This window comes from Streptomyces sp. NPDC006544 (assembly GCF_040611715.1).
Taxonomy (GTDB): domain Bacteria; phylum Actinomycetota; class Actinomycetes; order Streptomycetales; family Streptomycetaceae; genus Streptomyces.
Map to the genome: position 1 here is coordinate 1 of NZ_JBEXOV010000078.1, position 14,032 is coordinate 14,032.

At 72.4% G+C, this 14,032-nt stretch carries 11 protein-coding genes; 8 read left to right on the forward strand and 3 right to left on the reverse strand.

Annotation, left to right across the window (positions count from 1 at the left end; genetic code table 11):
* Positions 1-844: 844 nt before the first annotated feature.
* Positions 845-1,684 carry an SAM-dependent methyltransferase gene (locus ABZY44_RS28390; RefSeq protein WP_356658664.1) on the forward strand — a complete coding sequence of 280 codons (840 nt, stop codon included), beginning with the start codon at positions 845-847 and terminating at the stop codon, positions 1,682-1,684.
* Positions 1,681-3,873: an EAL domain-containing protein gene (locus tag ABZY44_RS28395; RefSeq protein ID WP_356658666.1), complete on the forward strand. Its 2,193-nt coding sequence runs from the start codon at positions 1,681-1,683 to the stop codon at positions 3,871-3,873. Before ABZY44_RS28390 ends, ABZY44_RS28395 begins: the two co-directional genes overlap by 4 nt.
* A 13-nt stretch (positions 3,874-3,886) precedes the next feature.
* On the opposite strand, the gene ABZY44_RS28400 is transcribed toward ABZY44_RS28395, so the two are convergent.
* The gene (locus tag ABZY44_RS28400) at positions 3,887-4,954 is read right to left on the reverse strand and encodes an FAD-dependent monooxygenase (protein WP_356658668.1); all 1,068 of its coding nucleotides are present in this window, start codon (positions 4,952-4,954) and stop codon (positions 3,887-3,889) included.
* A gap of 129 nt (positions 4,955-5,083) precedes the next feature.
* On the opposite strand from ABZY44_RS28400, the gene ABZY44_RS28405 reads away from it, so the two are divergent.
* Positions 5,084-5,728 (forward strand): TetR family transcriptional regulator, encoded by a 645-nt coding sequence (locus ABZY44_RS28405; RefSeq protein WP_356658670.1) that lies wholly within the window; start codon positions 5,084-5,086, stop codon positions 5,726-5,728.
* A gap of 69 nt (positions 5,729-5,797) precedes the next feature.
* Here the strand turns inward: ABZY44_RS28405 and ABZY44_RS28410 are convergent, their stop codons facing one another.
* The gene (locus ABZY44_RS28410) at positions 5,798-6,676 is read right to left on the reverse strand and encodes a LysR family transcriptional regulator (protein WP_356658672.1); all 879 of its coding nucleotides are present in this window, start codon (positions 6,674-6,676) and stop codon (positions 5,798-5,800) included.
* A 93-nt stretch (positions 6,677-6,769) separates the two neighbouring features.
* On the opposite strand from ABZY44_RS28410, the gene ABZY44_RS28415 reads away from it, so the two are divergent.
* From ABZY44_RS28415 to ABZY44_RS28435, 5 genes are all read left to right on the forward strand, one after another.
* Positions 6,770-7,474 carry a succinate dehydrogenase gene (locus ABZY44_RS28415; RefSeq protein ID WP_356658674.1) on the forward strand — a complete coding sequence of 235 codons (705 nt, stop codon included), beginning with the start codon at positions 6,770-6,772 and terminating at the stop codon, positions 7,472-7,474.
* 2 nt (positions 7,475-7,476) lie between these two features.
* Positions 7,477-9,513 (forward strand): fumarate reductase/succinate dehydrogenase flavoprotein subunit, encoded by a 2,037-nt coding sequence (locus tag ABZY44_RS28420; RefSeq protein ID WP_356658676.1) that lies wholly within the window; start codon positions 7,477-7,479, stop codon positions 9,511-9,513.
* Complete coding sequence (locus ABZY44_RS28425) at positions 9,510-10,256, forward strand: succinate dehydrogenase/fumarate reductase iron-sulfur subunit (RefSeq protein WP_356658678.1); 747 nt, start codon at positions 9,510-9,512, stop codon at positions 10,254-10,256. The genes ABZY44_RS28420 and ABZY44_RS28425 overlap by 4 nt, the downstream gene beginning before the upstream one ends.
* A 210-nt stretch (positions 10,257-10,466) precedes the next feature.
* Positions 10,467-11,117 (forward strand): hypothetical protein, encoded by a 651-nt coding sequence (locus ABZY44_RS28430; RefSeq protein WP_356658680.1) that lies wholly within the window; start codon positions 10,467-10,469, stop codon positions 11,115-11,117.
* 116 nt (positions 11,118-11,233) lie between these two features.
* The gene (locus ABZY44_RS28435; protein ID WP_356658682.1) at positions 11,234-11,605 is read left to right on the forward strand and encodes a cupin domain-containing protein; all 372 of its coding nucleotides are present in this window, start codon (positions 11,234-11,236) and stop codon (positions 11,603-11,605) included.
* An 8-nt stretch (positions 11,606-11,613) separates the two neighbouring features.
* Here the strand turns inward: ABZY44_RS28435 and ABZY44_RS28440 are convergent, their stop codons facing one another.
* On the reverse strand, positions 11,614-14,031 hold the full coding sequence (locus ABZY44_RS28440; RefSeq protein WP_356658684.1) for an excinuclease ABC subunit UvrA: 2,418 nt from the start codon (positions 14,029-14,031) through the stop codon (positions 11,614-11,616).
* Position 14,032 lies beyond the last annotated feature (1 nt).

A 14,032-nucleotide genomic window follows, 5' to 3' on the forward strand; every position in this document is an offset into this window, starting at 1 on the left:
CGCCGCGCGCACGGGCGCCGGTGGCGCGGGCGGCGCCGGCGCCGGTGGCCTCGGCGCGGGCTTGGGCGGCGCGGGCTTGGGCGGCGCGGGCTTGGGCGGTGGAGGTGGTGGGGGTGGCGGTGGGGTGGGAGGCGGCGGTGGTGGTGGCGGAGTGGGCTCGGGCGGGCAGGGCGGAGGGGGAGGCGGTGGCGGGCAGTGCGGGTGGCCGTGGGGGCTCGGACGGCCGTGGTGGCCCTCGGCGTGGCCGCCCCGTCCGGGGCGGTCGTCTCCGTCGTCTCCGCGCTCCGGGTGGCCGCCGCGATCGGCTCGACCGGCGTGATGTCCGCCACCTCGGCCGACCCCGGCAGCGCCGTCGACGGCAGACGCGACCAGCCTGAAGGCGCTCGCTCCGTCACCGTCCGCGGTCGTCGCGTAGGTGCTGCTATCGGCCATGGCAGGCGTGGTCGACAGCGCCGCCCACAGCAGGACGGGGACCGCCAGCAGGCGCCTGGAAGGGGCTCTTTTCACCCGGGGATCATGGGGTCGCGCGCGCCCGCGCGGGGGGCGCTTGGCTCGGGTTCGCCTGAACGGGTGACGTGTTGGCTATGGAGGTTTGAGCCAGTTTCGGAGCGCGCCCGTTTCGTCACCGGCCTTTTCGCAAACGGTATTTGTCGGTTTCGGTCATGCGCCGTACACCTGCTCGTGCGAGGCTTTGCCGTGCTCGCGCGGGGCTTTGCCGTGTGACGAAGAACGGATCGCCAATTTCCGCTTTTGCTCGCTCCGTTGGGCAATGATCAGTACATTCGGCTCGGACAGGGTCCGGCCCTGTCCGGACCGCGGCAGGACTACGGCATTGGAGACCCCGATGGAGCGCCCCGCCTGGGCCCCGCCAGGCATCGACATATCGGTGCCGAGCGTGTCCCGCATCTACGACTACTACCTCGGCGGCTCTCACAATTTCGAGGTCGACAGGCAGGCCGCCCGCCGCGCCATGGAATTCATGCCGGGTCTGCCCAAGATCATGCAGGCGAACCGGGCCTTCATGCGCCGCGCCGTCCGGTACGCCGTCGCCGGGGGCGTCACGCAGTTCCTCGACATCGGCTCCGGCATCCCCACCTTCGGCAACGTCCACGAGATCGCGCAGGCCGCCACCCCCGAGGCACGCGTGGTCTACGTCGACCACGACCCGGTGGCCGTCGCCCACAGCCAGGCCGTGCTGGCCGGCACCGGGGGGACCGGAGTCGTCGCCGCCGACCTGCGCAAGCCCCGGGAGCTCCTGGCCGCCCCCGAGATCGGCCGCGTACTGGACCTGAGCCGCCCGGTGGCCCTGCTGCTGGTCGCCGTCCTGCACTTCCTGGAGGACGCGGACGACCCCTACGCCGCCGTGGCGGAGCTGCGCGAGTCGCTGGCACCCGGGAGCCTGCTGATCCTCACGCACGCCTCGTTCGAGGGGATCCCGCTGACGCAGGAGGACGCGGCCGGCACCGTCGAGGTCTACCGCGACATCCGCAACCCGCTCGTCATGCGCAGCGGAGAGCAGATCAAGGGCTTCTTCGAGGGCTTCGACCTGGTCGAGCCCGGCCTGGTGGCGATGCCCAACTGGCGGCCCGACGGATCCGACGGGTCCGACGAGCCGCAGGGCGGGGCCGCGGACGAAGACCCGTACGCCTTCTCGGGCTTCGCGGGCGTGGGGCGCAAGGCGTGAGAGTGCCTGCACAGACGGCGAGAGGCGCCGATGCGCCACAGGGTGGTCTGGAGGACCGGATCGGCCGGTTCGCCACCATCTGGGGGAGGGCGATCTTCCCGGTCACGGCGACCTCGCTCACCCGCGCCGAGTTCGAACAGCACCTCGTTCCACTGACCCGCGCCCTCGTCGACGCCCTGTGCGCCCGGCCCTTCGAGGCGGCCGCGGGCCAGCGGGTCGGGTCCGAGCTCGTCGCCGTCCACTGCACCGACCCGGAGGCGCTGGCCGGCACCCTGGGCGTGGTCGAGTCCTACCTGGTGCTGTACTGCGGGCCGGGGGGCTCCGATACCGAGGGCGCTCTGGACACCGAGGAGTACCGTTCGCGCTGCGCCCGCCTCCAGCACGGCATCGCGGCGGGGTTCGCCCGCGCCCTGCGCGAGCGCACGCTGAAGGAGCAGGAGGCCATCGCCCGCTCCGCCCTGACCGCGCGGATCGACGCCCAGCAGGCGCTGCACGCGAGCGAGGCCCGCTTCCGGGCGGTCTTCGAGGGCGCGGCCGTCGGCATCGGCATCGCCGACCTGGAGGGCAACGTCCTCGAGATCAACGACGCGCTGCTGCAGATGTTCGGGGGCATGGACGGGCACGTCCGGGGCCGCAACGTCAGCGAGTGGAGTCATCCCGAGGACACCCCGCACGTCTGGCGGATGTACGGCGAGCTCGTGCGCGGCGAGCGCGACAGCTACCGCGTCGAGAAGCCGTACTACCGGCACGACGGGACCGTGCTGTGGACCAACCTGACGGTCTCGCTGCTGCGCGACGCCGAGGGGGTGCCGCAGTACCAGCTCGCCCTCATGGAGGACACCACCGAACGCCGGCTGCTCAACCTGCGCCTGCGCTACGAAGCCACCCACGACGCGCTGACCGGGCTGCCCAACCGGACCCTGTTCTTCGAGCGGCTGGAGAAGGCGCTCAGCGGGCCCGGCGGCACCCGGTTCGGCCTCTGCTACCTCGATCTCGACGGTTTCAAGGCCGTCAACGACAGCCTCGGCCATTCGGCGGGGGACCGGCTGCTGGTGGAGGTCGCCGACCGGCTCCAGAGCTGCGCGACCGGCCCCGGCGAGGTGGTCGCCCGCCTCGGCGGCGACGAGTTCGTGGCGCTGACCACGGGTCCCGACACCGAGGAGAAGTCCACCGAACTCGCCGTCCGGATCCTCTCCGCCCTCTCGGTCCCGATCCGGCTCGAGGGCCGGGAACTGACCGTCCGGGGCAGCATCGGCATCGTCGAGGGTCCGGCGCGAGAACGCACCGCCGCGGAGGTGCTGCGCTCCGCCGACATCACGATGTACCGGGCCAAGGCGGCGGGCGGCAACCGCTTCGAGTTCGCCGACGCCGAGGCCGACGCGCGCGCCATCACCCGGCACGGCCTGACCAACGCCCTGCCCGCAGCCCTGGAGCGCGGCGAGTTCTTCATCGAGTACCAGCCGCTGGTGCACATGCACGACGGCAGCGTGCACGGAGCCGAGGCGCTGGTGCGCTGGTCGCACCCGCAGCACGGGGTGCTCGGCCCGGACCGCTTCATCCCGCTCGCCGAACGGACCGGGCTGATCGTGCCGCTGGGCCGCTGGGTCCTGGAGGAGTCCGTCCGCCAGGCCCGCAACTGGCAGCACCAGCACGGCGGCTCCCGGCTGCGGATCAACGTCAACCTGTCACCGACCCAGCTGCACCACCCCGGGCTGGTCGCCGACACGGTCCGCGTCCTGGAATCCTCGGGCCTGGCCCCGGGCACGCTCTGCCTGGAGGTCACCGAGTCGGCGCTGATCGGCGCCGACGACGAACTCCTGGAGCCGCTGCGCCGGCTCGCCGCCCTGGGCGTGGACATCGCCCTCGACGACTTCGGAACGGGCTACTCGAACCTGGCCAACCTGCGACGCCTGCCCGTCAGCGTCCTGAAACTGGACCGCTCCTTCACCAAGGGGATGCAGCAGCAGCCGGCCAACCCGGTCGACGTCAAGATCGTGGAGGGTATCGTCGCCCTGGCCCACAGCCTCGAACTGGCCGTGACGGTCGAGGGCGTGGAGACCGGCGCCCAGGCAGCCCAGCTCCGCGCCCTGGGCTGCGACACCGCCCAAGGCTGGTACTACGCCCGCCCCGGCGCCCCCGACCGCATCCACACCCTGTCCCTCTCGGACGCGGTCCCCTCGGTCTTCTGACGGCCGGGGCCCCTCACCTGCGGCCCGCCTCCGTCCCGCGGCCGGGCGTGCGCACGGCCGCCCTGACGCGCTCGTACCGCTGCGCGGTGTCCGCCAGCACCGCGGCGGCGGCCGGCAGGCGCTCGGCCTCGTAGCCGTCGAGGACCTCGTCACCGGCGGGTCCCGTGAGGGCCGCGGCCAGGGTCCGGGCGAGGGCGGCCGCGTCCTGGACGCCGGTGTTCATCCCGAGCCCGCCGGCTATCGGGTGGACGTGCGCGGCGTCCCCGGCGAGGAAGACCCGGCCCTCGCGCATCCGGTCGGCCATGCGGACGTTGACCCGCCAGAACGAGAGCCAGCCGGCCCCCGACAGCCGGATCCCCGGCATCCGCGCGTGACGGTCGAAGAGGCGCTGGAAGCCCTCCTCCGACGGAGGCAAGAACTCGCCCCGCCCGTCCGGTTCGGGGGAGGCCTGGAGCTGGAAGGTGTCCGTCCCCGGCATCGGGCACAACAGGATCCCGCCGCTGTCCGAGGTGTACCACTGGTGCCAGAAGTCCCGGCTCAGCCCGGGTGCCCGCACGTCTCCGAGCACCATCGCCTGCTCCGGCTCGGTGTACCCCTCGAAGGGGATCGCGAGCAGCCGCCGGATCGTACTGCGGCCGCCGTCGCACGCCGCCAGATAGCGGGCCCGGATCACCGTGCCGTCCGAAAGCTCCACGCCGACCCCGCCGGCGTCCTGTGCGAGGGAGGCGAGCCCGGCCCCGTACTCGACGCGCACGCCCAGCTCGGCCAGGCGCTCGCGCAGCGCCTCCTCGACCTGCCATTGCCCGATGAGCAGTCCGTCCGCCACGGCGGTGTCGCTGATGTACGCGCCGTCGAAGTACTTGCGCAGGACGATCTCCCGCCGGCCGACGGCCGTCATGCGCCCGGCCGCCCCGAGCGCCTCGAAGGTCTCCAGGCTGGCCGGGTTGAGCCCCTTGCCGCGCGATGCGCGGTGGGGTGCCCGGCGTCCTTCGACGACCCGCACACCGATGCCGCGGCGGGCCAGGTCACAGGCGAGCGTCAGGCCGGTGGGGCCGGAGCCCGCGATCAGTACGTCAGTCATGGGAAGTCCTCTGGTCGTCGTTTCTCGTCGTCGGTTCGGCGGCGATGTCTCAAGGGAAGCGCCTCCGACGATAAAATACAACCCGGTTACGAAATTAACTTGGTTGCGTATTCGTGCTATGCTCCGCACATGAACAACACGACAGGTCTGCGCGAGAGCAAGAAGCTGCGTACGCGCCGCCAGCTGGCGGCCACGGCGCTGGAGCTGTTCCTGGAGCGCGGGTTCGACGCCGTGTCCGTCGCGGACGTGGCCGCCGCGGCGGACGTCTCGAAGCCCACGCTCTTCCGGTACTTCCCGAGCAAGGAGGACCTCGTCCTCGACCGCTTCGCCGACCACCAGGACGAGGCGGCGCGCATCGTGCGCGAGCGGCCCGCCGGGCAGGGGCCGGCCGGGGCGGTCCGCGCGCACTTCCTGGCGGCCCTCGCCGAGCGGGACCCGATCACGGGCCTCTGCGACCACCCCGCGGTGCTCGCCTTCCAGCGGCTGCTCTACACCACCGCCAGTCTCGAGTCGCGGATGAGGCACTACACCGCCCGCGAGGTGGAGCTGCTCGCGGCCGTGCTGGAGTCGGAAGCGGTCCCGGCGCTGCCCGCGCGGCTGGCCGCCACGCACCTGGTGGCCGTCCGGCACGAGCTGGGCCGGGAGAACTTCCGGCGGCTCGACGCCGGCCGGAGTGCGGACGAGGCCCATCCGGACGCGGTGGCCGACTGCGATCAGGCCTTCCTGATGCTCGCCGAAGGCCTCGACAAGACCCTCCCCGTACGCCCGTCCTGACGCGCTGTGGCGGACCGTCCGGGTGCTCCCGGAGTGCCGTGTGCCGGGTCCGCCCCGGCTCCGACGCCCTCAGCCCAGCAGGATGCGCTTCAGCTCCCGCGCCGCACGCGGGGGCGCGACGTCCGTGCGGTGCGCCAAGGCGATCGTGCGGCGCAGCGGTGACCCCGCCAGCGGCGTGGTGCGCAGTTCCGGGCCCGCCCGGTCGACCACCATCGCCGGGACCACCGCGATGCCCAGCCCCGCGCGGACGAAGCCGAGGACCGCGTCCATCTCGCCGCCCTCCACCGTGAACACCGGCTCGAAGCCCTCTGCCCGGCAGGCCGCCACCGTCAGGTCGCGCAGGTCGTAACCGTGCCGGAACATCACCATCGGCTCGTCGCGCAGCGCGGACACCGTGAGCGGGCCGCCCCCCGCCGGAGCCGGCAGGGACGCCGAGGAGACCACCACCAGGTCCTCCGTCAGCAACTCCACCGTGGTCAGTGCCGGAGCCGAGGGGGGCAGCGGCAGGGCGATCAGCGCGAGGTCCAGGGCGCCGCGCGCGAGCTCGCGCACGAGGTCCAGCGAACCGCTCTCCTCGATCAGCAGCTCGATCCCCGGATGCGCCGTGTGGAAGGCCCGCAACACGTCCGGCAGCAGGCCCGTGCACACGCTCGGGGTGGCCCCCAGCCGGACCCGGCCCCGCCGCAGCTGCGCCAGCTCCTGCACCTCCAGCCGGGCGGTGTCCGCGTCCGCGAGGATCCGTCGGGCCAGCGGCAGCAGCGTCTCACCGGCGTCGGTGAGCGTGATGTTCCCGCGCGCCCGGCTGAACAGCTCGGCGCCCAGCTCCCTCTCGAGCGCCTTGATCTGCTGGGACAGGGACGGCTGGGCCACGTGCTCCCGCTCCGCCGCCCGCGTGAAGTGCCGGGTCTCGGCGACGGCGACGAAGTAGACGAGCTGCTGGAACTGCATCGTCCCAGCGTACGCCCGTCATAGGCGTCGGCTATCGATCCCAGCTCCACCATGTCTTGGACCTTTCGGGACCTTCGTCCCTACGGTCGTGTCATGGCTCTGGCACCGCGGACGGGTCGACGGCCGTCCACCACGCGCACACTCTGGGACTCCACCGTCGGCAAGAAGTCCGTGATGGCCGTCTCCGGCCTGATCATGCTCGGCTACCTCGTCGTCCACATGCTCGGCAACCTCAAGATCTTCTTCGGGGCGGAGGAGTTCAACGGCTACGCCCACTGGCTGCGCACCCTCGGCTCGCCCTTCCTCCACCACGAGTGGGCCCTGTGGATCGTCCGCGTGGCCCTCGTCGCCGCCGTCGTCGCCCACGGGGTGTGCGCCTACCAGCTGAGCCGCCGCGACATCAAGGCGCGCCCGGTGAAGTACGCCCACAAGCGCCGGCGCGCGAGCTACGCCACCCGCACGATGCGCTGGGGCGGCGTCATCCTCGCCCTCTTCATCGTCTGGCACCTCCTCGATCTCACCCTGCTCACCGTCAACGAGCGGGCCTGGGCCGGGCATCCGTACGAGAACGTCCTCGCCACCTTCTCCACCTGGTACGGGAACACCCTCTACCTCGTGGCGATGGCCGCCCTCGGCCTGCACGTCCGTCACGGCTTCTGGAGCGCCGCCCAGACCCTGGGCGCGGGCAACGCCCGGCGGGACAGCGCGCTGAAGTTCCTGGCGAACGCCCTCGCCCTCGTCCTGTTCGCGGGCTTCGTGTCCGTACCCGTCGCCGTCATGACCGGAGTGGTGAGCTGACCATGAGCGAGAGCACCAGCAACAGCAGTAACAGCAAGAGCAGCAACACCAGCACCAGCAACACCAGCACCAGCGACCACACCGGCGCCGGTACGTCCTACGCCGACTACACCACCGGCGAACCGATCGCCGACACCAAGGCCCCCGAGGGCCCCATCGCCGAGCGCTGGGACCGCCGCCGCTTCGAGGCCAAGCTCGTCAACCCGGCCAACCGGCGGGGCCACACGGTCATCGTCGTGGGAACCGGCCTGGCCGGCGGCGCGGCCGGCGCGACCCTCGCCGAACAGGGCTACCACGTGGTCCAGTTCTGCTTCTCCGACTCGCCGCGCCGCGCCCACTCCATCGCCGCCCAGGGCGGCATCAACGCGGCCAAGAACTACCGCAACGACGGCGACTCCGTACACCGCCTCTTCTACGACACCGTCAAGGGCGGAGACTTCCGCGCCCGCGAATCGAACGTCCACCGCCTCGCGCAGATCTCCGTGGAGATCATCGACCAGTGCGTGGCCCAGGGCGTCCCCTTCGCCCGCGAGTACGGCGGACTCCTCGACACCCGCTCCTTCGGCGGCGTGCAGGTGTCCCGCACCTTCTACGCCCGCGGCCAGACCGGACAGCAACTGCTGCTCGGCGCCTACCAGGCGCTCTCGCGCCAGATCGCCGCGGGCAACGTCGAGATGCACGCCCGCACCGAGATGCTCGACCTGATCACCGTCGACGGAGTGGCGCGCGGCATCGTCGCCCGCGACCTGGTCACCGGCAAGATCGACACCTACTACGCCGACGCGGTCGTCCTGGCGAGCGGCGGTTACGGCAACGTCTTCTACCTCTCCACCAACGCCATGAACTCCAACGCGACGGCCGTCTGGCGGGCGCACCGGCGCGGCGCCTACTTCGCCAACCCCTGCTTCACCCAGATCCACCCCACCTGCATCCCGCGCACCGGCGACCGCCAGTCCAAGCTCACCCTGATGAGCGAGTCGCTGCGCAACGACGGCCGCATCTGGGTCCCCAAGGCCAAGGGTGATCAGCGCCCCGCCGCCGACATCCCCGAGGCGGAGCGCGACTACTACCTGGAGCGGATCTACCCCTCCTTCGGCAACCTCGTGCCCCGCGACATCGCCTCCCGCGCCGCCAAGAACGTCTGCGACGAGGGACGCGGCGTGGGCCCCGGCGGGCAGGGCGTCTACCTCGACTTCGCCGACGCCATCCGCCGCCTGGGCAAGGACGGCGTCGCCGAGAAGTACGGCAACCTCTTCGACATGTACGAGCGGATCACCGCGGAGAACCCGTACGAGGTCCCCATGCGGATCTACCCCGCCGTGCACTACACGATGGGCGGACTGTGGGTCGACTACGACCTCCAGACCACCGTGCCCGGCCTCTTCGCGATCGGCGAGGCCAACTTCTCCGACCACGGAGCCAACCGCCTCGGCGCCTCCGCGCTCATGCAGGGCCTCGGCGACGGCTACTTCGTCCTTCCCTCCACCATCAACGACTACCTGGCCCGCCATCCGCACAGGGACACCGTCGACGACACCCACCCCGAGGCCGCGGCCGCCGTGCGCGAGACCCGCGACTGCCTCGCGAAGCTGCTCGCCGTCGACGGGGACCGCACGCCCGACTCCTTCCACCGGGAGATCGGCGAACTGATGTGGGAGTACTGCGGAATGGCGCGGACCGAGGAGGGCCTGCGCAAGGCACTCGCCCGGATCCCGGAGATCCGCGAGGAGTTCTGGAAGCGGATCAAGGTCCCCGGCAGCGGCGAGGAGTTCAACCAGTCGCTGGAGAAGGCCAACCGCATCATCGACTACCTCGAGCTCGCCGAGCTGATGTGCCTCGACGCGCTCCACCGCGCCGAGTCCTGCGGCGGCCACTTCCGCGAGGAGTCCCAGACCCCGGACGGCGAAGCCGCCCGCCGCGACGAGGAGTTCGGGTACGCGGCCGCCTGGCAGTACACCGGAACCGGCGACGCCCCCGTCCTGCACAAGGAAGACCTCGTCTTCGAGTACGTCCACCCCACCCAGCGGAGCTACGCATGAGGCTCACCCTGCGCGTCTGGCGCCAGCAGAACGCCGACGCCACCGGCACGATGGCCTCGTACGAGGTCGACGGCATCTCGAAGGACATGTCCTTCCTGGAGATGCTGGACACCCTCAACGAGGACCTGACCCTGCGCGGCGAGGACCCCGTCGCCTTCGACCACGACTGCCGCGAGGGCATCTGCGGTGCCTGCAGCCTCGTCATCAACGGCGACGCCCACGGCCCGGAGCGCACCACCACCTGCCAGCTCCACATGCGCGCCTTCTCCGACGGCGACACCCTCGACGTCGAACCCTGGCGTGCCTCCGCCTTCCCGGTGATCAAGGACCTCGTCGTCGACCGGACCGCCTTCGACCGGATCATCCAGGCGGGCGGCTACATCACCGCACCGACCGGCGCCGCCCCCGAGGCGCACGCCACCGCCGTTCCCAAGCCCGACGCCGACCACGCCTTCGAGCACGCTGAGTGCATCGGCTGCGGGGCGTGCGTGGCGGCCTGCCCCAACGGCTCCGCGATGCTGTTCACCTCCGCGAAGATCAACCACCTGAACGTGCTCCCGCAGGGCGCGCCCGAGCGCGAGACCCGCGTACTGGACATGGTGGCGACCATGGACGCCGAGGGTTTCGGCGGCTGCACGCTGACAGGGGAGTGCGCGACGGCCTGCCCCAAGGGGATCCCGCTGCCGTCGATCGCCGCGATGAACGGGGAGTGGCTGCGAGCCGTCCGCAAGGGCCCGCGCTGAGGCGGTGGACCGGGTCCGGGCGCACCGGGAAAACAGGTCCGTGTCCAGGCCGACCTTCCCGTACGCCGTACCCGGCGGGCCCGCGCCGGGGCCGCCCCGGAGGTCTCGGCCGGCGGGGCATCTGCCGGGCGTCCGCCGATCGGATGATCGGAGCGGGTCCCGTCGTGCCGTGACCGGCTCGCCTTCCGGGCATGGGCGACAGTGGGGCCCATGCCCCAAGCCCCCGCCGGTCCCGGTCCCCGCCGCCGCACCGTGCTGGCCGCCGCCCTCACCCCCCTGGCGGCGGCCGGCTGCGCCGAGGAGGAGCGCCCCCGCAGCCCGCGCCCCGGCCCGGAGACGGCGGCCAAGGACGCCCTGGTCATGATCATCCGGCATGCGGAGGAACCCGCCGCGGCAGACACCGGAGAGGACGGCGAGGGCAACGAGGACTTCGGCTTCCTCGCCGTCCGGGGCTGGCGTCGGGCCCAGGAGCTGCCCACCCTCTTCGCGCCGTCCCGCGGCGCCGGTCTGCCCCGTCCGGAGGCCGTCTTCGCGGCGGGCGGCACGTCCGGTGCGCCCGCCCGGTGCCGCCAGACCGTGGAGACGCTGGCCACCGCGCTCCACACCCCCGTGCGGAGCGCCTTCGGCCTCGGAGCCGAGCCGGCCCTGGCCCGCGCGGTCCTGGAGGCCCGGATGCCCGTGCTCGTCTGCTGGGAGCACACGGGCGTGCCCCGCCTGATCCGGGCCCTCGGGGCGCAGGATCTCCTCGGCCTGCCGTCCGTCTGGCCCGACCGCTACGACCTGGTGTGGGTGTTCACGCGCCGACGGGGCGTGTGGAGCTTCCGCGAACTCCCGCAGCACCTGCTCTCCGGGGACGCGTAGCCGGACCGGTGTACGGGTCCCCGGGGGCGCCGGACGGCGCCCGCGAGGACAGGGGCATCCGGGCGTACGCTGAGAAGTGGACTCGGGGCCAGTCGTGTGCCGGGAGGTAGACACTCATGTCTGGAATCGTGCGCAGAGGGTTCGATTCCGCGGACGAGACACGTCCGTTCGAGGACGGCAAGGGCAGGCTCGATCTGCTCAACACCGACAACGGGCCGGTGGGACGGGCCGTGTTCGAGCCCGGATGGCAGTGGTCGAAGCACATCAAGCCCCTTGCCGGAACCGACAGTTGCGAGGCCGCCCACGTGGGCTACGTCCTCAGTGGCCGGATGAAGGTCGTCATGGACGACGGAGAGAGCGTCGAGGCGCAGCCCGGGGACTTCCTCCAGATCGAGCCCGGCCACGACGCCTGGGTGCTCGGTGAGGAGCCGTGCGTTCTCCTCGACTGGCAGGGCTACGGAGACTACGCCAAGCAAGCCGGCAGCTGATCCCCCGCTCACGCCGTGAGGGCCCGCGCCAGGTGGGCCGCCGTCCGGCTGCCCGCCGCGCGGGCCACCTCGGCGGGCGTGCCGGAGGCCACCACCCGGCCGCCGTCGGCGCCGCCGCCCGGCCCCAGGTCGATGACCCAGTCCGCGCCGGCCACCACCGCCATGTCGTGCTCCACGACCACCACCGAATGCCCGGCGTCCACCAGCCCGTGCAGCTGCCGCAGCAGCACCTCGACGTCGGCCGGGTGGAGCCCTGTCGTCGGCTCGTCCAGCAGGTACAGGGTGTGGCCGTGGCGCAGCCGCTGCAGCTCGGTCGCCAGCTTGATCCGCTGCGCCTCGCCGCCCGACAGCTCCGTCGCGGGCTGCCCCAGCCGCAAGTAGCCCAGGCCGATGTCCGACAGCGCTCCCAGGCTCCGCGCCGCCGCCGGGACCCCCGCGAAGAAGGAGGCAGCCGCTTCCACGGTCAGGGAGAGCACCTCGGCGATGTTCAGTCCCGAGTAACGGACCTCCAGGGTCTCGGCGTTGTACCGGGCACCGGCGCACTCGGGGCACGGTGCGTACGTACTGGGCAGGAACAGCAGCTCCACCGACACGAAACCCTCGCCCTGGCAGGACTCGCACCGGCCGCCCGGCACGTTGAAGGAGAACCGTCCCGCCTTCCAGCCGCGCGCCCTGGACTCCGGCGCCTCGGTGAAGAGCCGGCGGACCACGTCGAACAGCCCTGTGTACGTGGCCAGGTTGGAGCGCGGGGTCCGTCCGATCGGCTTCTGGTCGACCTCCACCAGCCGCCGTACCGGGAAGCGCGGCTCCCTCAGCCGCCCGCCGACCTCCCGCGCGAGGGCCTGGCCGACCAGCGTGGACTTGCCCGAGCCCGACACCCCGGTCACGGCGGTGAACACCCCGAGCGGGAACTCGGCCGCCACGTCACGGAGGTTGTGGCGGTCGACACCGGTGAGGCGGACGGACCCGGTCGCCTCGCGCACCGACCGCGGTTCCCCCCGGCCGCGCGCGGGCCCCTCACCGCCGGGGGCCGACGGGAACAGGTACCGTGCCGTCGCCGATTCCGTCACCGCGGCCAGCCCCTCGGGCGGCCCGCTGTGCAGGATGTGCCCGCCGTGTTCCCCGGCCAGCGGTCCGACGTCCACCAGCCAGTCCGCGTGCCGCACCACGTCCAGCTGATGCTCCACCACGAAGACCGTGTTCCCGGCCTCCTTCAGCCGGTCCAGTACGCCGAGCAGCGCCTCGGTGTCGGCCGGGTGCAGCCCCGCCGAGGGCTCGTCCAGGACGTACACCACGCCGAAGAGCCCCGACCGCAGCTGCGTCGCCAGCCGCAGGCGCTGGAGTTCGCCCGCCGACAGGGTCGGGGCGCCCCGGTCCAGGCTGAGGTAGCCCAGCCCGAGCTCGGTGACCGGTCCGATGCGGGAGCGCAGGTCCTCGGTCAGCACCCGGGCCGCCTCGCCTTCACCGCTCCCGTGCGCGGCGGACAGGACGCCGTCCAGCTCGGTCAGCGCCAGCGCCGCCAGTTCCGCGATCGTGCGGCCCGCGAACGTCACGGCCAGCGCCTCCGGGCGCAGCCGGCGCCCCTCGCACACCGGGCACGGGGAGTCGGTGAGGAAGCTCTCGGCGCGGGCCCGCAGCGTGGCGCTCTTGCTGTCGGAGAACGTCCGCATCACGTACCGGTGGGCGCTCATGTACGTTCCCTGGTAGGGCCGTTGGATCCGGTCGGCCTCCCGGACCGGATGCACCGTCACCACCGGCTGCTCCTCGGTGAACAGGATCCATTCGCGGTCCTCGGCCGCCAGCTCCCGCCACGGCGCGTCCACGTCGTGGCCGAGCGCCTCCAGGATGTCCCGCAGGTTCTTGCCCTGCCAGGCGCCCGGCCAGGCGGCGATGGCACCTTGGCGGATCGACAGACCGGGCTCGGGGACCAGGAGTTCCTCGCTGGTGCGGTGCACGCGACCGAGTCCCTGGCAGGAAGGGCAGGCCCCGGCGACGGTATTGGGGGAGAAGGAGTCGGAGTCGAGGCGTTCGGCGCCCGGCGGATAGGTGCCGGCTCTTGAATACAGCATCCGCAGGGAGTTGGAGAGCGTGGTGACCGTCCCGACCGACGAGCGCGAGCCGGGGGAGGAGCGCCGCTGTTCCAGCGAGACGGCCGGCGGGAGCCCGGTGACGGAGTCGACCTTCGGCGCGCCGATCTGGTGGATCAGCCGGCGCGCGTACGGGGCCACGGACTCGAAGTACCGGCGCTGGGCCTCGGCGAAGAGCGTGCCGAAGGCGAGCGAGCTCTTGCCGGAGCCGGAGACCCCGGTGAACACGGTCAGCGCGTCGCGCGGGATGTCCACGTCGACCCCGCGCAGATTGTGCTCCCGGGCGCCGCGGACGCGTACGTAGGGATCATGGGCGGGCGGGGCGGCGGACTGGTGCATT